Genomic DNA, 19,509 nt, shown 5'->3' on the forward strand with positions numbered 1-19,509 from the left:
TCCCCCGAGGTTGCAAGACACTGATCTTACAAGCAACTCAGAGGCGTTGGCGAGTCAGTTCGGAGACGCGCCAGAAGCGGACACTGGCTTGACGCCGGCGACCGGACATCCAGCCCCTTAAGACAAGCGACCTTGGCTCAAGGGGCCAGGTCGGCATGGGCGCCCCCTATCTGCGCCGCCGGGCCGTCGAACTGGCGACCCGTACCGAGGAGGCGGTCAACCGCGCCGTCGAAGTCCTGGTCGACGAAGGAATTGACAGCAAGACCGTGCGCGCCGTCGCCGACCACATTCTGGACCGCAGCCGTCGCTTCCTCGAAGTGAGCAGCCCCAGAGCCGAGACCTGACCTCGGACGAAGCCGTCCCCAGTTCGATGGACCGGAGGTCGTTGAAGATCGGCCGCTGTGGGCGCAAACCTTCGTTCCACAAAAGCGGGAGCGACGCGGCCAAGGCCTGGCGCGTCGAAGGGGACGCATTGCACGAAGACGATCGAGAAGCCGAACCGACACCCCGTTGGAGCGTGCGCCTTCGAAACCGGATGGGCCTAGCCGCCTCCAACGTCCTGACGGTGCTGGACGGCACCCTCCGGCCCGCGCCTTGGTTATCTTCCATCGCACGAGCGCATGTTCGATCGCATCTGAAAAACAACCGGACCTCCCGGCTTCTTCGCTACGGTCCCCTGAGGCAAACGCTCGCCACGATCTCCCGACACCCCCTTAAGGGACTGGCGCTGGCGGGGCTGGTCTATGCGGCCGCTCTGGCCGTCACCTGGAGCATCCCGTTCATCCCCTGGGGACCCACCACGCCAGCGTCGGCCGAAGACTATTTCCGGGACTTCCAGACGATCAACCTCGCGCTGATGGGCGCCCAGGCGACGCTGCTGGGTCTGGTCTATCCCCTGGTCATCGCCCTGGTCAGCCTGCTGTTTCAGGAGACGGCGGCGCGGGGTGCCCGGCTGAACGTCTACTTCAAGGAGACCGAAGCCACGGCGGTCGGCTCCATGGCCCTGGTCTTCGTCGCTGTCGTGAGCTTGCAGTCGCTTGTCTATGGCCAAATCCCGGTCCGCGTGGTCGCCGCCGCGACCGTCGTGAACATCCTCTGGTTCACCCTCAATCTGATCGGCCTCGCCTTCTTCGTCCGAAGCAGTCTGGATTTCATCCGGCCGACCGGACGTCACCGCATGCTGGAGAGCTACGTCGCCAATACCGCGTGGCCCGCCCAGTTTCGGGCCGTCGTGCGCACCAACCGGCTACTGGGCGCCCAGACCTACGGCTATGTCGAAGCGCCGGCCGAAGCGGGCGCGGTCGGCCTGATCAATCCGTATGAGTTCGATGGCGTAATCGCCAGTCGAACGCTCTCCCGTCCCCGCACGCTCGTCGACGTGGCGTTCGGTCGACTGAACGCGGTCCTGCGGAGCCAGAAGCGGAACGCGATCTTTGGGCGGTCGCCCGCGTCCATCACCTTCGCGCCTTCCATCGACAGAGAATACGACGAGGGCCGGATCGACCTCGTGCGCGGTACGGGGACGCTGTCGAAGGCGGAACGCTTGGTCCTGAACCGGGCCTATCGATTTGCGCGACCGGATCGCAGGGACCCCAGCTCCCTGACACAGGACCTCCTCACGGAGCTGGTCGCCTCGGCCCAGCTCCAGTTCGAGGCCGGCAACTACGATCAGTTCGACGCCCGCATCGACGAGGCGACCCGATTGCATATCCGGCTGTACGAGTTGGGCGCGAACCCCCGTCTGCCGGGCAGCGATCCCTTCAACTACGCGGCCATAGAAGAGGGATGGGACACTCTGGGTGCCAGCTGGGCCGCGACCTACCGCGACCTGCTGAACCGGGCCGGCGACCGGATCGACCGTGAGCCGCGCTTCTTCGAACGCCTCATCTACATCCCTAGCCGCATCCATCGACGCATCCGCTCGGTCGCCCCCACCGATGCCCGCAAGGCGCTCTTCCATCTCGCCGCCCTCCCCGGCCTGGCGCTCCTGGACCGCGCGGGACAGGAGAAGGCCGACACCGCGCCAGCCGGAACGCCGCCGGCGATCTTCAGCTTCCCGGGCGCCGCGGGCGAGAAGTACAAGCGGTTCTGGATCAACTACGTCGGAGGCTGGGAAAGCTTCGGAGAAGAGCTCGCCGCCCTGAAACGCCGTGGAGACGAACGCCCGGGGTGGGACGAGCTCCGCGCCCTGTCCGACGAGTTGTTCCGCCACCTGATCGACACGGCCATGCTCACCATCCGGGCCGCGCAGATCGGCGAGACCCAGGCCATCGGCTGGACCGGCGACATGCTCCTGAACTGGCGCAACCGGACGACCCGACGCCTGAACCAGGATCGCGGCGGATGGGCGCTGCATCGGCCTCTGCTCACCTTGCGTCACGCCCGGTTCAGTTGGGCCGAGATCGAGGCGGCGCCTCTGACGATGGATAATCAACCCAAGGACCCGGCCGGCGTGTTCGGCGGCCTCATGGAAAACGCCTGGTTCGATACGGTCGTCATCACCCTGTCGAACCTGCTGGCCCGATGCCCTGACCCCGTCGACGGCGTCATCCCGGACAGCGGTGCCGGGCGTGTGTCTCTTGCCCTCTATCACAACCGAACCTTCGACCACGGGGCGTCCCGGACCTCCGAGGCGCGACAGATGGATCTCGGGACGCTTCTGCGCTCCCTTCTTCGCCGGGCGGATCGAGCAAGCGGATACGGCGCGGACCTGGACGGGATCACCGAGCGCATCGACCGGCTGGACGGCCCCAACTACGTCAGCGGCCGCGTCTACAGCTGGTCGGGATCCGGCGACGACAGCGCCGTGGCGGATCCGCAGATCGTGCTCCTGGCGTCAACGACGGCCGTAGCGGCGGGACGGCGCCGGGACGCATTCGAGATCGGGGACGATACCCGGCGACTGCTTCTTCCGCCGACCGACGAAGGGCGCAGACGGCTTCTGGATCATCTCACGGACTTCCTGCGACGTGCCGACGAGGCGGACCAATCGCGCGCGAGCGCCCTGCTCTCCCTTCTGCTCGAGCGGCCTGTCGACGCGACAGAGACAGAAGCGCGGCTGGAGGCGGTCAAGGCGCTTCTGACCGCGTGTCGAGCGGTGATCGAAGCCGAACGCCTCGTCGCCCTCCAGACCGCCGAGTTCGATCCCGAACGCGTCACCGCCCTCGAGGCGAAGATCGCGGAGACCGCATTCACGCCGACCGGATTTCCACTGGTGTTGTTCGCGACGGTCGAGCGCGTGGAACAGCCGCTTCCACGTATCACCTTCCGCCTCGGCGGGCTTCGGCGCGGCGCCTATACGACGCCCCAGCTTGAGGAGCCCTGGTCCGAGGGCGACGATTATCTCCGCGACTACTACACGCCGCTGGTCGCCTCGCGGGTTCTGCTCGACGCCCTCCAGGCGCGCCGGCCCACGCGACGCTCTCCACGAACGGCAGACGGGTGGTGGCGATCGGTCAAGCAAGGGATCGCGGCGGTTCGCGCAGCGGGCCTCACACCGCTGATCATCCGCGGCGCCCGCAACGAGCCCCGCTGGTTGCGGGATTGGCACTACGACTTGACGGGCGAGACGCGGCCGGCGGACATGCAGCTGGAGTTCCGTGACGGTCAGGGCAGAGGGTACGACTTCCATCTCAATGAATTGCCCGTCTACTCCGACTTGGGCGGTCAGGATGCCACCTGGATCGTGGCTCGTGAGATGTTCACTCACGTCGCGTTCGAGGACTTCGGCGCCGGCCGAATGGTTCGGGCACATTTGACCGTCAACGCCCAGGATCCCTGGAAGGCCTCCCTGGCGATGGAGTGGGGCCGTCAGGTCACCGTCGCCGAAACGCCCTTCTGGAGGATCGCCCATCCCGCCGCTTGATCGGCCTCGCCGACCGGCGCTCCCGAGCGATCGCACCCGGAAGCGCCGACGACGGTCATCGCCAGCTCTTGCCGTCTTGCGGGCGACAGCTACTGGGCGCCAGCCCAACAGCGGACCTGCCGAAGGTCACCTAAGAGTCAGCCCCCCCATTCCACGACGGCGCAACAGCGCCAAAAGTGGAAGTTCACTTCCAGACGGACAGGCGACATTGCAGTCCGAACCAGCCCCCGCGCCTAAAGAAGAGCATGATGGATCGTGGCATCCACTTTCTGCCGTCGATTCAGACCTGCCTGCGGCTCGGTAGACCCGGCCTGCCAATCGGCGATCCGGGCCTGACAGCCTAATGGGCCGGCTTGAATCGGACGCGAGCGGGGACCTGATAATTTAGCCTTTGCACGACCCTTTCCCCGCCTGGCGCGCTTGACCGCCGACGATAGTCGGCCAGGCGGCCCTCAAGCCGCTTGAGGATCTTTTTGTCGGTGACCGGAATATAGGAGCCGGTCCATTCCGCACTCTGGATGTAAGTCGCAGAGAAGAGCTGCCCGCTCTGGAAGCTTTCGATGACGTCCCAGCGAACCGCGTCCCCAAGGATCGCATCGCAGTGGTAGTAGGATAGGGGGTGGTGACAGAAGTAGAAGCGGCCAGGCTCTACCGTCGTTCGTCCAAGCGGTATCTGATCCATTGTGAAGCGTTGTGCCTCGCTGGTCCTGACGTTGGTGTAGATCACCGGCGGCGCGAGAAGGCCCGGGCGATCTTCACGTTCCCCTCGATGGGGCGGGCCATGATGCCTTTGAGCGTAAGCCGCAGCGCGGATACCACCCCCGCCGGAACGGCGTAGGAGTCGGCGGGCTCGAAACGTTGCGGCGGTGAGATCCTGATCGTCGCCTCGAGGGCTTCGTCGAGCGCCGGATCGGGAAACTCGCGGCTATCCAGAACCTGACCCAGTGTCCGTCCATCGCGAAACCGACTGCGGCCGATATAATAGGCCATCTGGGACTGCTCGTTGGGCAGAGCTCTTTTCGCACCGTCTGCATAGACAAGCGTGATTTTGGTGATGTTGGTGGTCAGCGTTGGCTCGCCGATCGTCAGTTCCGGCTCCACGTCTGGGCCGTCATAGTTCGGATTGCGAATCGAGATTGACCCCTGATGGGACGGGATAGTCGCCTCGTCCTTGCCGAAACTGACCGTGAAGAGGTCGACGCCGTGCCGCTCCGCCACAGTGACCGCCCCGGACTGGAAGCCGGCAGCGGTGACAAACACTGCCTTGTTGGCGGTCTGGTCGCGCGCCTTGGTGACAAAGGCGTCCAGGTCTTCTGCAGAGGTCTTCCTCGACCGGTTCTTCACCTCCACCAGGACAAGGTAGCTGAGAGTTCCGAGTCGGAATCGCACCGTCACGTCGAACTGCCGATCATTGATCACATCGTTCCAGCGCACATCAGCGCCGGCCGTGGTGATCGCCATGATGCCGGCGACGACACGCTCCAGATACTCATCGTCCGAAATCAAACCCGCCTCCCGACCAGCTCACTTGTTCCAGTCTCCCCTGAATCGGCGTCAGTAGAACACCCGCCAGACCGGCATCGTCGAGCGGAACGATCTCCGGCAGGGCATCGACCAGCAGATCCTCGACCCTCTCCACTTCCCGCGCGAAGGCGGCCGGGGCGATCCGCCAGCCCTGTCCGGTGCCGGCCAAGCCGTCGGACAGCCATCGCTTCGGCCTGCGGGCGTGGACGCCGCTTAGATCGCGAAGGAGTCGCGAGTACATTTAAGCTGAGGGTCGGTGCCCTCGCCCCAAAGGAGCACGCCCCGGCCTGCCGCCGAATGCATCGAGTGGCTGAACGCATTCGAAGCACAGCAGAAAGGGTGACAGCGTCGGTGCGGCTTGCCGACAACAGGTAGTCTAACTCGAACCGACACTCCTCTCGGAAGTGGCTTTGATCTAGGGCGAGATGACCGCCCTGAATTTCGCTTGTGTCGTCTTGTAGAGGTAGAGCTCTGTCGTCGCGAGCAGTCGCAACGCATCGTCGGTGATCGAGGCGATTGATCCGCCCGGCTGAACGAGGATCATTTCAAATTCCAACTTCGAGCGGCGCGCCTTCTCCTTGAAGTAGGACAGCTTCTTCATGTCGCCCTTGACGAAGCGTGTCGCCCCCTCTCGCGCCCATGTTTCATGCCTGCGTTTGAGGTCTCGGTAGAGGTTGGGCAGACCGATGTGTTTCGCCGTGATGCTCTTCTGGGCTTGGCCGCAAACGATGTAGAAGTTTCGGATATCTTGAGAGACGCGCGCTTCATGAGCGCCCTTACAGTGGACGAGGCAGAGCTTGATGGTCTCTTCGTCTACATCTTTGAGGCACACGAGGTCTGCAGCTTCGCCGCTGCCGTCGTCATTGAAGACTAGATCATACTCCGGCTTCAGCTTTTCAGCGGTGCGATACTGGATCGTGTCCTGCGCGACGGCTTTACCCATCGACTCCTTGTTCAACGGTATTCCGGTCCAGTCCCAGCTCTCCAGCTTATCCTTGTCGAACACGCCAGCGGCGCTGAGGTCGGCGGGGATGTGGTAGCAATTATAGGAATACGTTCCGTCCGCGTAGTGGACGACGAACGGATCCTTCTGGAGGAACTCCGATAGTGCGACAGGCTCTGCATTCCCGTTTTTGAATCGTACGAGAGGGCCCGAGACATGATCGTGTCGGTAGCCGCCAGGTAAGGCGTCGTCGATCAGGAGACTGTACTCCGCAGCGTGGTGGTCGCTCACGATCCGGATGTTGATTTCGCGATTTGGCCCCTCGGATCCGAGTAGCAAATCGATCTCATACAACGGCACTTCTACGTCGCCGAACAACACCGATTGGCGCTCGTTCGACCGGAACTGTGCTTGCTCGCCCCACTGAACCGCTATCGGGACTGACTCATATGGCCCGGTCAGCTTGATCGGTTTCAGGAAGCCGCTGATGACGTTGGCGATGTCGCCTCCGTCAGTGGTGACTTTGGCCCAGGTCGCTTTCGTCCATGCGATCCAGTCGGAGATCGTGCCAGCCCTTTGCTGCCACACCTTACCCCGACGTTGGGTCGCTCCCCAAAGGACGCGATCGCCGTTTTCATAGCCAAGACAGGCGACGTTATTCAGCTCTGATTGAGAGCGTTCGATCGACCCGATCCCTTCGGTGACATTCGGGCCGAAATAGGAAGTGAAGCTGATCGCTCCGAGGCGTGACGAGCCGAGGCTCTTTACGAGCGGCAGCTCGACGTTGTTCAGAATATTGAAGATGGGAGACCCGGATACGTGAAGCGTGTGGTCGTCGGTGACGATCTGCGCGAGACGTTCGGACTTCATGCCTTTGTAGTCGCTGGAATAGAGGCAGAGCGCTCCGGATTCCTTGTCCCATCGAATGATCAGCAGGTCATAGAGGGTGTTCAGGACATTCTGGTAGTTGCCCCAACCCACGACATCCGTCCGACAGACGACGGCGACCAGAACCTCGTCCTCTTCGCTGTAGGAGAACCAGCTTTCCGCGCCCTTGGGTAAGACCTCCTTGTAGGCGGAGGGGTTCCACGCCTCGCACTCCGTGCGGAAGAACTGCGCCGAAAGCGCCGGCCTCAGATTCCAGAGTGACAACTGGTCATGCAGGGTGCCAGAGGCTTTCAGCCCTTCAACCACGTCTTGAAGGCGCAGTTCCTGAGCGACCCGTTCTTCGCTCAGGCGCTTTATGATCCGATCCCAATCTGCTCCTTCGGCGTAAAGATCGGCGAGCTTCTGCTCGGCTTCGGGATCGGCGATGTTCACGATGACGGTTGCTTTGCCGATTTTCGTGGGATCACCCTTGCGGGTGAAGCGGCCGATAAACTGGAGCGTGACAGCCAAAGACTTGTGATTGTCGTGCAGTGCCGCGACCTTCAGGTTCGGCAGGTCGAAGCCTTCGCCGAGCATGTCCACGCAAACGACAATCCGCGAGCCGTCATCCCCCCGATCGAACAGCTTATCGAGCGCTTGCTTGTTGGCTGTCGTTCGACCTGGGCCGGAGTACACAAACACCGGCTTCATTTCGGGAGCGAGCTCCGCGTAGAGCGCGCAAATCTCTTCCGCACGCTCCTTCGTTTTGGTCCGAGCCATCAAAAGGTGGTCGAGTCCAAGCTCGTTTCGATCGCGACGTAGGGCAGCGATTGCTTCGATCGCAATCGCGCGATCCCGTTTCGCTTCCTCGCCATATTCCTCGACCGTGCCGAGGTTGATGGGGCGGTAGTAGCCCGCAGCCTGCGCATCCCCCAGCTTGAAGTTGAAGATAATCTTCCCGTCGATGCGCTTGCCATCGCGACGAAATGGCGTGGCGGTGAACTGAAGAACCCGCTTCCCCTGAAACCGCTCCCGAACCTTGAGCCACGTCGCGGCGGTGACGTGATGTGCCTCGTCTACGATCAGGTCCGTGGCTCCATCGATCAACGCCTCAAGCGCTTCCGCGCTCGACGCTTCGAGAGCATTCGGGAGAGCGACGATGACGTTGGATTGCGCCAGTATCTCTCTCGCATCGTCGGCCGTCCTGATGCCGCCGGCGATCACGGCAACGCGTGGACAAGCGATCTCCTGCGGGACGACGGTCGCGGCAGGGAGCACACCAAGACTGACGAATTTGTTGGAAATCTGAGAGCGAAGCGCGTCGCTCGGTACGAGGACGAGAGTCTTCTCAAGGCGCCTGTAAACCTGGGTCGCCAGCATGGTCTCCGTTTTGCCGGTCCCAGTCGGCAGCACGACGGTGGCGGCATCGAAATCTGCGCCAACTGCGAAGTGTGCTGAGATTGCGTGAAGGGCCGCGATCTGCGGGAGCCGCAGGCCAGGTCGTCCCGCGCCTTCGTCCTCCGTGAGAAAGTTGAACTGGTTCACCCATGCTTCGCGGACTTTCTCCGGCGTGTCGGCATAGGTTTCGAGCCTGCCCAGACTGTCCCACCGCAGCTCGAATGTTTCGGGCTGATCCTCGTACGTTACGGGCTCGGATGAGGTGAGGACGGGTAGATCGGTCTCGATCTTTCGCGCGCCTTTATGGCGAAGCAAAAAATCCCGATAGGGCGGCTGCAAGCTCGTCGTGACGAGGTCGTGACCTTTGATATCGGAGGGTGCGATCTGGGCTTTCGTGGTCGCGCCTTGAAAGACGTGCTGCACGATCCAGTTGCTGCCAGCCTTATGCTTCCGCTCAGGAAGCGGGGGCAGAACAATGGAACCAAGGGGTTTTGGGAATAGGCTCACAAATCCTCCAATACGAACCGGGAGGAATCGATTTGTCTGGATTGGCCCGGCGCGCCTCAACAGCACAGCTTAAAGCGGCGAGGTTGTCCAGACCGCAATCTTGGGGTGGTGCGCCAGCGTCCGACCTCTCAGCCAGAGCAACCTCAAATGCCTCTTTGAGCTAGCACAGAGCTGACGTTCCCAAGGTCTGCAAAGAGCCCTTAGCTGACATTCGCCTTTTTCATAGAACATGACGTCAGCCTAACAGCGACGCCGGCTCCACCTTCAGTGCCGCCGCCAGCCGCCCCAACGCCCGCACCGTCGGATTACGCGTGCCGCGTTCAAGGTCGCTGACATAGCTGCGTTTCATGCCGGCTTCGAAGGCGAGCTGCTCTTGCGACAGCCCCGCTTCTTCGCGCAGCCGCCTCACATTCCTGCCCATGACGGCGACGACGTCCATTTCGGCAGATGGCGCAATGCGGGCATCTTGCGCTGTCCCCTAATCGTGTCATTTTCTGCCGGCAGTGATGGAGGGTGGATGCTGGGCTGGTTCAGATTGGTTGGACTTCGGATGCGCACGATCGCCGTGGTCGAGCTCGACTATGGACGAAAGCTCAACGTCGCCGGCGGCGCTGATACGATGGTGTTCAATATGACGACCCGTCAGTACGCCAAGCTGGGACTAAATGAGTACGATGCCGCGGCCGGCGTCGTCGCCAACGACACCATCCTGGCGCTGCAGGACGGACAAGACTGCGAAATCGGCCTTCTCGACCTGCATACGATCACTGCCGGGCTAATGCCCCGGATGAAGCGCCCCGATCTGGCCGAACATATTCTCGGGCAGGTGCGCGAGGCGGCCTCCCAGTGACCGACATAGGCAAACTTCTCACACAGCAGGAGGTCGCGGAGGTTCTTCGCCGTGACGTAAAATCGGTGCAGCGGCTGCGCGCCAAGGGCGAGTTGGGCTATTTGCCTGCGGCCGGTCATGATCCCGCAGGCCGAGCTCGACGCCTACCTCGAGCGAAGAATGGTCAGGCGACAAGTTGTCGAGACGCTGCCGGAAACGGCGACTTTACCGCAGGCCCCAATGGCGCCGGCCGGGTCATTTTCGAGGGCCCGGCGAACACCACAGGAGCAGACCGACTACATGCTCACGAAGATGAAACGCGATGGGTCGCTCGATGGGCTCATCAGGCTTCAGCGCGAAGTGGCTGAACAGCAGCAACAGAAGGCCTTGCGATTAGGCGAAAGGGCGACAAGTCGTCGGCAGCCTCATACCGACAAGAAGACGCGGAAATCGCGCTGACGGCCGCCGAGCCTCGTCGGGCAGGGCCGGAACATCCGCCGATACGGTATTCGGATACCATATCGCTTTGGCTGAGGGCGGGCGTGCGATGCTGCTGATGCAGCGTCTCACGGTCTCACATCTCAGATGCGTTTTCCGGAGCCCTATACATATCTATGTACCTATAGAGTCACCCCTACATGCGTACGATAAACATAAATCGATCTGAGATGTGAGACCGTGAGACAGCCCTGCCCTATGGGCTGACGACCGGCGCCTTCAACGCCCGATAAAGGGTCGACCGCCCGACCCGCAAAATGCGAGCGACAGTCGCCGGACTTTCCCCGCCCGCGATCAAAGTCCTCGCGTGCTGGATCTGCACACGGTCCAGTGTCGGCCGCCGACCAAGACGGACACCCCTGGCCTGAGCGGCGCGTATGCCCGCCGTGGTGCGTTCGCTGATCAGAGCCCGCTCGAACTCGGCCAGTGCGCCCATCATATGAAAGACCAGCCTGCCCTGCGCGCTGGCGGTGTCGATATTGTCGTTGAGCGACTGGAACGCGACGCCACGTTCGCCCAACTCCCCGACGACGCTGATGAGGTGCGGCAAGGACCGCCCGAGTCGATCCAGGCGCCAGACGATCAGCGTGTCGCCCGGCTTCAAGGCGGCAAGGGCTGCGTTCAGACCCGTCCGGGACGATAGCGCCCCCGAGGCTTGGTCGCGGTAGATCTTCTCCGCGCCGGCAGCTGTCAGGGCCCGCTCCTGCAGGTCAAGGTTCTGGTCGTCTGTCGAGACGCGTGCATATCCGATCTTCATCCCCGCATTTCGGCACAGGAATTCGGGACACACAAGTCATTGTTTTCGTTGACATCGACACACTGTCCCGCAATCGATCCCTTTCGGGACTGACGATGTCAGAGGCACCGGAACGCGGACGGAGGTCATCGCCGGCCCGGCCCATCCCCCCGGCGGGGGGCCAAACGTCGCGCGCGTTTTCACCTATCCCCTGCCCCGGAAAAATCTGCGGATTTTTGCCTGATCGGGCTTTTCTTTCGCTCGCGACACACCGCATGATTCGTGTGTTGCAGCGACTCGCTTCGGATCTCTGCAGAGCGTTACGGGTTCGTCCGCTCCGAGCCGCCCGCGCCCACGGCGCGTAATCCGATCGCGTTACGGCCAGGTCGCGTTGGCAAGAGGAAGGCAGTGCAGCTGCCGATGAACCCTTTCCGTCACCACGCCGTGGCTGCGTCACGAATGACGCCCCGGCAATCCTGAGGTCACCATGTCATCATCATCAGTTCATTCGATCGCGTTCGAGACCATCGTGTTCGAACCGAAAATCAGCCGTGTCGCCGTTCAGCGCGACAATCTGGCTCCTTACGTCGGCGACCATAGCCGCTGCCTGCTCGTAAAGGCCCTGCCTTCCGCCGGCCCTCTGCTGTCGTCCTTTGTCGAGCTCTCGTATCTGTTCGACGACGGAACCGTAGCCGCAACCTGGCTCGGCCGTATTGTCTGCCCGACCCAGATCGATCTGATTTCCTTCTTCGATGAGCCCCCTCTGTGGAATCCAGAGGCCTATTCGCCAGAGTTTGTCAGAGCACTGCGGGCGTCCAAATTCTCTGATCGTGTCGGTGTCCCCGGTCACGACGAAATCGTCCATAGCCGCGCCGTTGCGCTAACAGCTTGGCTGACGGCCACGATGAACCCCAACACCGCCGAGGCCTGCATGCACCGTGCGCAACAGGTCATCGCCGAGAGGGCGCGCTGTGCCCTTGCAGCGCCGCGGCCCAGCGACCGCGGACACGAACCTGTGGACGTTTCATAATTCGCTCTTGGGGCCGGGGAGCGACACACCGCTTTCTGGCCTCCCGGCACTCAGAATGAGTCGCCGCACACGCTGGTAAGGAGTTCCACCTCCCCTGTTCGTCCGGGGGTGCAGCGCAGAACGCGCGAAGACGATTGCCCCTTGCGGGCATGGCGACTGCGGGCATGGCCCCGCCGATTTCCCAACAACACCTGAGTTCTGAACGCGCGTCCCGGCCGAGTGCTGACGGCTGCCTGCTGTTCGGAGCGGGAATTTCACAGAAACCAAACTCCGATGACGACCATAGACACCTCAAACAACACCCGCTCTGGAGCGGAAGCCGATGGGCCACCTCGATCAACGTTCGCCGCCTACGCCGAAGCGGGCTTTGGACTCGATCTTCTGCCCATCCTGCCCCACGACGCAGCCATTCACCCCGATAGCCCGATGCGCGAAAGCCTGCTGGCCAATCGCGGCAAGGTGCCTGGCGAAAGGCGGCGCGGCGGCTGGGTCGGCAAGCGGAGCTGGCCGGAACTCCAAGCGACCATTGACGACATCGCGGCGTGGGAAGCCTCGGGCGCCGGGATCGGCATGCAGGGCCGTAACTTTCCCGCCCTCGACATCGACGTCGACGACATCGAGCTGGCAGACCGTGTGCACGAACTGGCCATTTTGACACTGGGTGTCGCCCCGATCCGATTTGGGCGGGGCTCGCGCCGGATCCTCGTCTATGCCGGTTCGGGCTTTAACAAGCGCCGGGTGTCGTTCCGGTGCGCCAACCCTGCCGGCGGCGCGGTCGAAATCGACGCCATCCAGGCCGTGGAGCTGTTGGCTACCGGGCAGCAGTATGTCGTTGAGGGCATTCACCCGAAAACCCACCTGCCCTACCGCTGGCATGAGGGACAGTCGCCCGCTGTGATCGGCGCTGCAGCGCTTTCGGGCCTACGGAGCGAGGCGCTGGACGCCTTTTTCGACAAGCTCGAAAGCCTTCTGGACATGTTCGGATACGAAGTGACAAACCGCTCCGCTGCTAAGGGCAAGGGTTCGGCTGTTGTCCAGGCGGGTCTGCTCGCGCCATCGGTCGAGGCCATCGGGCGCGCTCTGGCTGCCATTCCAAATGAGGTGGATTACGACACCTGGATGAAGCTGCTCGCCGCCGTAAAAGGAGCCGCCGGCCCCGAACGCGAAGGTGACGCATACGCGCTGTTTGAGGATTGGTCCCTGCAATGGCCCGAAAACACGCCCGAGGGCGTGCTGGCGAAATGGCGGTCGTTCCACCCACCCTATCAAGTCGGCTGGGATTACCTCGCCCGCTACGCTCAGGATGAGGGCGCCGGCTCATTCTTCTCCGCCCACGAGGACTTCGACGCGATCGCCGATACGCCCGGTCCCGACACGAAATCGGGCCCGTTGTTGCCCCCCGCGGAACAGAAAATGTTTGATCGCTATGTGTGGGTCGAGAGCATTCAGCGGATTTGCGACCGGCTAACCGGCGACCTGCTCAATCGCGAGCAGTTTAATGTCCGGCTGGCCAAAATCGGCGATCCAGCGAGCAGCAAAGACTGCGCGTGGGCCGTATTTGTGCGCGACTACGTGAATGTGACCGCAGTCAAGAACGTCACCTATCGCCCTGGTCAGGGGCAGTTCGTCACGGAAGCGCTTCCCGGCCTGACGGGTCAATCCATCAACACCTGGACTGACCCGGCTGTCGACCTGCCCGCCCACGCCAGCGACGCCGACATCAAACCTTGGCTCGACCACGTGGCGATGGTCATTCCAGACGAATTTGAGCGCGAGACCGTCCTGTCGTGGCTCGCGTGGATTTGTCAGAACCCGGGCGAAAAACCCAACTGGGCCTTGGTCATCGGGTCGACGTCGGAGGGCCTTGGCAAGGACCTGATGATGGACCCCGTCAGGGCTGCACTCGGTTCGGCCAATGTGCGGGAGATCGGACCAGACGACCTGAGCAGTGGGTGGACCGACTTCATCAAGGGCACGCGGCTGCTGATCGTCGAGGAAATGGAGCTCAACGAGCGCAAGGCCACGATGAATCGGCTAAAGCCCCTTCGCGGCCCCGCCCTATACGCTCCGCGTCAACATCAAATTCCAGCCCCAATACGAGGTGCCGAACCTCGTGGCGGCCGTGTTCTTCACCAACATGCAAAACGCGCTGGCTGTAAGCAGCGAAGGCCGTCGCTATTTCGTGACTTGGAACGACGCGAAGCCGCGCGAGGCCGAATATTACGAGGAGCTGGTTCGCTGGTACGCCTCCGGGGGTGCGGCCAAGGCCGCGCGTTGGCTGATGGACAGGGACGTCTCCACCTTCAAGGCAAAGGGGCGAGCGCCCGACACGAAAGCCAAGGAGAACATGCGTTTGGAAACGCGGTCGCTCCTGGATGAACTTATCGAAGACGGCATGACCGATCGGATCGGGCCATTTGCCTACCGCCTGTTCGCCCTGAAGGAGGTCCTGACCTGGCTGATTGGAAAGCTGAGCGACCGTAATGGGATGAGCCCCCGCAGGGTGTGTCGCGCGCTTAAGGGGGCGGGAGCAGTGCAGGTGGGGCGTTTCGCTCTGGGTGATGAGCCGGCCGGGTGCTCAGTCGTTTGCTCTCTAGCGCGTGAAGAACAGGTTTTCGCGCGGCCAGACGTACCTGATGCGGTCAACCTCGACGGCGTCGCGGTACGAGACAGGGTTCTGGGCCGATCGGACGGATAACCGTCCTGACGCCGCTACTGCAGACGCCATTTTCGCCGGTGAGGCCCAGTAATGGCGGCCTACCCAAACACCGCCGGATCGGCACCTATAGGCGTGGACGACCCGACCATGATGGGGTCAGAACCCTGCCCTGATGTCCTTCGCCTCGCCGCGGCTCTTGCACGACTGGCGGCGCGTCGGCAAAAATTGGCGGATCAGATCGCCAATGCCGAGGGAGAACGTCGATGCGCGTAGCGCTTTACGCCCGCTATTCATCAGACCTGCAGAACGAACGCTCGGCGGAGAATCAGCTTGATACCCTCCGCCGGGCAGCTGCCGCCAAAGGGTATCAGGTGGTGGATGAGTTCGCCGATCGCGGCGTTTCGGGCTCGGCGGTCACCACGCGCTCCGGCATTCAGGCCTTGATGAAGGCTGCCGCCGGCGGCGCGTGCGACGTCGTCCTGACCGAGGCCCTGGACCGACTATCCCGCAGCCAGTCGGACACAGCCCGGCTCTATGAGCTGCTGACCTTCGCGAGCGTGCGCCTCGAGACGCTGTCGAGCGGTGCCGTCAACGAACTGCACGTCGGCATGGAAGGGACAATGAACCGCCTCTTCCTCGTCGAGCTTGGCAAGAAGACGCGACGGGGCCTTGAGGCCAAGGTGCGCAGCGGCTTTTCCGGAGGCGGCCGGTGCTACGGCTATGCGATCAAGGAAAAGGGCGTCCTCGCCATCAATGACAACGAGGCCGAGGTCGTGCGCCGGATTTTTGCTGACTACGCGCGTGGCGAAAGCCCGCGCCGGATCGCAGCCGCCCTAAACGCCGAGGGCGTCGCCGGGCCCCGCGGTGGGGAATGGACCGCCAGCGCCATCAACGGCGATCGACGGGCCCAAGACGGCCTGCTGCACAATGAGCTCTATGTCGGCACACGGCTCTTCAACCGGCGCCGGTTCCGTAAGCACCCGGAGACCGGCCGCCGCTCCAGCGTCCTGAACCCGCCGGAGCAGTGGATCCGCGAGCACGTGCCGGATCTTCGCATCCTCAACGCCGAGCTGTGGAACAGGGTCCAGACCCGAAAGACCGCCTTGGCCGACCTGCCGCGCGCCTATGCGCGCAAACCCAAGCGATTGCTGTCGGGCCTGATGACCTGCGGCGTCTGCGGCGGCGCCATTACCCTGCAGGGTCAGCGGTACGCCTGCTCGGCCCATCGTGAACGGGGCACCTGCACCAACAACAAACTGATCGCCGCGGACAAGCTCGAGCTCAGGGTCGTGGACGGCATCCGCCGGCACCTGCTCTCGCCGGAGGTCATCCAGCATTCCATCCAGACTTTCCACGACGAGATGGCCGCAGAGGAGAAGACCAAGGTCCAGCGTCGCGCCACGGCCGAAAAGGAACTGGCCGAGGTAAAGCGCCGGTCAGATCGCTTGGTCGATCAGGTCGCCGAAGGCGTTTTGACCGGCCACGCCGTGCGCGACCGCCTCGCCGGCCTCGAAGCCCAGCGGGCCGAGCTGGAAGGTCAACTGGCGCAGATGGCGACGCCGCACACCGTGCGACTGCATCCGAAGGCGGCGGAAGCCTATCGCGCGCTCGCGGAAAGCCTTCACCTCGCGCTGGACGGCGACGACGCCCAGGAAGTCCGTGATGAGCTGCGGGAATTGATCGAAAGCGTAGTCCTTGTGCCCCTTGAAGGGCGCGGCGCATACGATCTCGAAGTATCGGGCAAAATAAAAGCCCTGTTGCAGAACAACAGGGCTTCCAGAAGTGCGGTATTAGTGGGTGCGGGAGCAGGATTTGAACCTGCGACCTTCAGGTTATGAGCCTGACGAGCTACCGGGCTGCTCCATCCCGCGGCAAACGGTAGTGTGAAGGAAGGTGTTCGAGAGAGCTCGTGAAGAGCAACATTACAGAGATATCCGCCTGGTAGACCCGGCGGCGACCTACTCTCCCATGCCTTGAGACATAGTACCATCGGCTCTGGAGGGCTTAACGACCGAGTTCGGGATGGGATCGGGTGGGGAACCTCCGACATAGCCACCAGGTCAACCAGGAGGATATCGACTGTAATGAGAAGACATTGTCATCTTCGGCGCGCTGCCGAAGGAAAATCGAATGAGTTTATCTGAGAAACGATCAAACCGATCGGATTATTAGTACCGGTAAGCTTCATGCGTCGCCGCACTTCCACACCCGGCCTATCAACGTGGTAGTCTTCCACGATCCTCAGCGAAGCCTTGTTTTGAGGTTAGTTTCCCGCTTAGATGCTTTCAGCGGTTATCTATTCCATACTTAGCTACCCTGCTGCACAGCTGGCGCCATGACAGGTACACCAGAGGTATGTCCATCCCGGTCCTCTCGTACTAGGGACAGATCCTCTCAAGCTTCGAACACCCACGGCAGATAGGGACCAAACTGTCTCACGACGTTCTGAACCCAGCTCACGTACCACTTTAATCGGCGAACAGCCGAACCCTTGGGACCTGCTCCAGCCCCAGGATGTGATGAGCCGACATCGAGGTGCCAAACTTTGCCGTCGATATGGACTCTTGGGCAAAATCAGCCTGTTATCCCTAGAGTACCTTTTATCCGTTGAGCGATGGCCCTTCCACTCGGGACCACCGGATCACTATGGCCGACTTTCGTCTCTGCTCGACTTGTCAGTCTCGCAGTCAGGCGGGCTTATGCCATTGCACTCGACGACCGATTTCCGACCGGTCTGAGCCCACCATCGCGCGCCTCCGTTACACTTTAGGAGGCGACCGCCCCAGTCAAACTACCCACCACGCCATGTCCCGGGACCGGATAACGGCCCTCGGTTAGACGTCAACGACAGTAAGGGTGGTATTTCAAGGATGGCTCCACCGGTGCTGGCGCCCCGGCTTCATAGCCTCCCACCTATCCTACACATACGGTCGCTAACGCCAAGGCGAAGCTATAGTAAAGGTTCATAGGGTCTTTCCGTCTGACCGCGGGAACCCCGCATCTTCACGGGGAATTCAATTTCACTGAGCCTATGCTGGAGACAGTGGGGAAGTCGTTACGCCATTCGTGCAGGTCGGAACTTACCCGACAAGGAATTTCGCTACCTTAGGACCGTTATAGTTACGGCCGCCGTTTACCTGGGCTTCAGTTCGACGCTTTCACATCTCCCTTTAACCTTCAGGCACCGGGCAGGCGTCAGACCCTATACGTCGCATTGCTGCTTCGCAGAGCCCTGTGTTTTTGCTAAACAGTCGCTACCCCCTGGCTTGTGCCACTCTACATAGGTTGCCCTTAGCAGAGTCACGCTTATTCCGAAGTTACGCGTGCAATTTGCCGAGTTCCTTCAGCATAGTTCTCTCAAACGCCTTGGTATGCTCTACCTGACCACCTGTGTCGGTTTCGGGTACGGTCTCTGCCAGAGTTATTTCCAGGGACAACTTCCCTGCCAGGACAATCCAATAAGCCCTGACAAGTTGCGCCATCCGTCACTTCTGGCTGGTGCAGGAATATTTACCTGCTTCCCATCGACTACGCTTTTCAGCCTCGCCTTAGGGGCCGACTAACCCTGCGCAGATTAGCTTTACGCAGGAACCCTTGGTCTTTCGGCGGGAGTGTCTCTCACACTCCTATCGTTACTCATGTCAGCATTCTCACTTCCGATACCTCCAGCCAGGCTCACGCCTGACCTTCACCGGCTTACGGAACGCTCCGCTACCGCGCACATAAGTGCACCCATATCTTCGGCGACTGGCTTGAGCCCCGTTACATTTTCCGCGCAGGATCGCTTGATCAGTGAGCTGTTACGCTTTCTTTAAAGGATGGCTGCTTCTAAGCCAACCTCCTGATTGTCAAAGCAATCCCACATCGTTTCCCACTTAGCCAGTACTTGGGGGCCTTAGATGATGGTTAGGGTTGTTTCCCTTTTCACGACGGACGTTAGCACCCGCCGTGTGTCTGCCCGATAGTTCTCTTAGGTATTCGGAGTTTGGTTAGTATTGGTACCGCTCGCGCAGCCCGCAACCATCCAGTGCTCTACCCCCTAAGGAATTCGTCGGACGCTCTACCTAAATAGATTTCGCGGAGAACCAGCTATGTCCAAGTTTGATTGGCCTTTCACCCCTATCCACAAGTCATCCGAGAATTTTTCAACATTCACCGGTTCGGTCCTCCAGTAAGTGTTACCTTACCTTCAACCTGCTCATGGATAGATCACTTGGTTTCGGGTCGTCATACGTCGAACTTGGCGCCCTATTCAGACTCGCTTTCGCTGCGCCTACACCTAACGGCTTAAGCTTGCTCGACACATGAAGTCGCTGACCCATTATACAAAAGGTACGCCGTCACCGCGCTTGGCGGCTCCGACTGCTTGTAGGCTTCCGATTTCAGGATCTGTTTCACTCCCCTTGTCGGGGTGCTTTTCACCTTTCCCTCACGGTACTTGTTCACTATCGGTCGTAGAGGAGTACTTAGGCTTGGAGGGTGGTCCCCCCATGTTCAGACAGGATTTCACGTGTCCCGCCCTACTCGAGTCTTCTGCTGTTTGACGCCTACGGGGCTTTCACCCGCTATGGCCGACCTTTCCAGATCGTTCGGCTTTATGTCACAGAAGCACTGGCCTGGTCCCGGTTCGCTCGCCACTACTACGGGAGTCTC

At 61.6% G+C, this 19,509-nt stretch carries 12 protein-coding genes, 1 tRNA gene, 2 rRNA genes and 1 pseudogene (1 of these 16 only partly in view); 7 read left to right on the forward strand and 9 right to left on the reverse strand.

The features are described from left to right. Positions 1–155 precede the first annotated feature (155 nt). Together ACW172_RS01425 and ACW172_RS01430 are read left to right on the forward strand one after the other, a co-directional pair. Positions 156–344, forward strand: coding sequence for a hypothetical protein (locus tag ACW172_RS01425; RefSeq protein ID WP_492033423.1), 189 nt, complete (start codon positions 156–158; stop codon positions 342–344). Positions 345–385: 41 nt separating this feature from the next. Further along, positions 386–3,865, forward strand: a complete 3,480-nt coding sequence (locus tag ACW172_RS01430; protein ID WP_492033424.1) for a hypothetical protein — start codon at positions 386–388, stop codon at positions 3,863–3,865. Positions 3,866–4,588: 723 nt separating this feature from the next. Here ACW172_RS01430 and ACW172_RS01435 read toward each other — a convergent pair. From ACW172_RS01435 to ACW172_RS01450, 4 genes are all read right to left on the reverse strand, one after another. Then, complete coding sequence (locus ACW172_RS01435) at positions 4,589–5,371, reverse strand: restriction endonuclease (RefSeq protein ID WP_492033425.1); 783 nt, start codon at positions 5,369–5,371, stop codon at positions 4,589–4,591. After that, positions 5,355–5,558, reverse strand: coding sequence for a hypothetical protein (locus ACW172_RS01440; RefSeq protein ID WP_492033426.1), 204 nt, complete (start codon positions 5,556–5,558; stop codon positions 5,355–5,357). Before ACW172_RS01440 ends, ACW172_RS01435 begins: the two co-directional genes overlap by 17 nt. 246 nt (positions 5,559–5,804) lie before the next feature. Then, positions 5,805–9,020 (reverse strand): DEAD/DEAH box helicase, encoded by a 3,216-nt coding sequence (locus ACW172_RS01445; protein WP_492033427.1) that lies wholly within the window; start codon positions 9,018–9,020, stop codon positions 5,805–5,807. 319 nt (positions 9,021–9,339) lie between these two features. Further along, positions 9,340–9,543, reverse strand: coding sequence for a helix-turn-helix domain-containing protein (locus ACW172_RS01450; protein WP_492033428.1), 204 nt, complete (start codon positions 9,541–9,543; stop codon positions 9,340–9,342). A 78-nt stretch (positions 9,544–9,621) separates the two neighbouring features. Between ACW172_RS01450 and ACW172_RS01455 the strand changes: the two genes are divergently transcribed. Together ACW172_RS01455 and ACW172_RS01460 are read left to right on the forward strand one after the other, a co-directional pair. After that, positions 9,622–9,954 (forward strand): hypothetical protein, encoded by a 333-nt coding sequence (locus ACW172_RS01455; RefSeq protein WP_492033429.1) that lies wholly within the window; start codon positions 9,622–9,624, stop codon positions 9,952–9,954. A 117-nt stretch (positions 9,955–10,071) separates the two neighbouring features. Then, positions 10,072–10,392 (forward strand): hypothetical protein, encoded by a 321-nt coding sequence (locus ACW172_RS01460; RefSeq protein WP_492033430.1) that lies wholly within the window; start codon positions 10,072–10,074, stop codon positions 10,390–10,392. A 235-nt stretch (positions 10,393–10,627) separates the two neighbouring features. On the opposite strand, the gene ACW172_RS01465 is transcribed toward ACW172_RS01460, so the two are convergent. Next, a complete protein-coding gene (locus tag ACW172_RS01465) occupies positions 10,628–11,188 on the reverse strand; it encodes a recombinase family protein (protein WP_492033431.1) in 561 nt (186 codons plus the stop codon). A 466-nt stretch (positions 11,189–11,654) separates the two neighbouring features. On the opposite strand from ACW172_RS01465, the gene ACW172_RS01470 reads away from it, so the two are divergent. From ACW172_RS01470 to ACW172_RS01480, 3 genes and pseudogenes are all read left to right on the forward strand, one after another. After that, positions 11,655–12,197 (forward strand): hypothetical protein, encoded by a 543-nt coding sequence (locus tag ACW172_RS01470; protein ID WP_492033432.1) that lies wholly within the window; start codon positions 11,655–11,657, stop codon positions 12,195–12,197. 273 nt (positions 12,198–12,470) lie between these two features. Then, on the forward strand, positions 12,471–14,576 hold the full coding sequence (locus tag ACW172_RS01475; protein ID WP_492033433.1) for a PriCT-2 domain-containing protein: 2,106 nt from the start codon (positions 12,471–12,473) through the stop codon (positions 14,574–14,576). Positions 14,577–15,119: 543 nt separating this feature from the next. Next, positions 15,120–16,100 (forward strand): annotated as a pseudogene (locus tag ACW172_RS01480) (recombinase family protein); the annotation flags it as partial. 192 nt (positions 16,101–16,292) lie between these two features. Here ACW172_RS01480 and ACW172_RS01485 read toward each other — a convergent pair. From ACW172_RS01485 to ACW172_RS01500, 4 genes are all read right to left on the reverse strand, one after another. Continuing rightward, entirely contained in the window at positions 16,293–16,481 is a 189-nt protein-coding gene (locus tag ACW172_RS01485; protein WP_492033434.1) for a hypothetical protein, read from the reverse strand. A gap of 169 nt (positions 16,482–16,650) precedes the next feature. Beyond that, positions 16,651–16,727: transfer RNA gene (locus tag ACW172_RS01490), tRNA-Met, on the reverse strand. Positions 16,728–16,801: 74 nt separating this feature from the next. Beyond that, positions 16,802–16,916 (reverse strand): 5S ribosomal RNA (rrf, locus tag ACW172_RS01495). 87 nt (positions 16,917–17,003) lie between these two features. Further along, positions 17,004–19,509, reverse strand: a 23S ribosomal RNA gene (locus ACW172_RS01500); it runs 276 nt beyond the window's last position.

Source organism: Brevundimonas sp. ALps5, assembly GCF_058681645.1.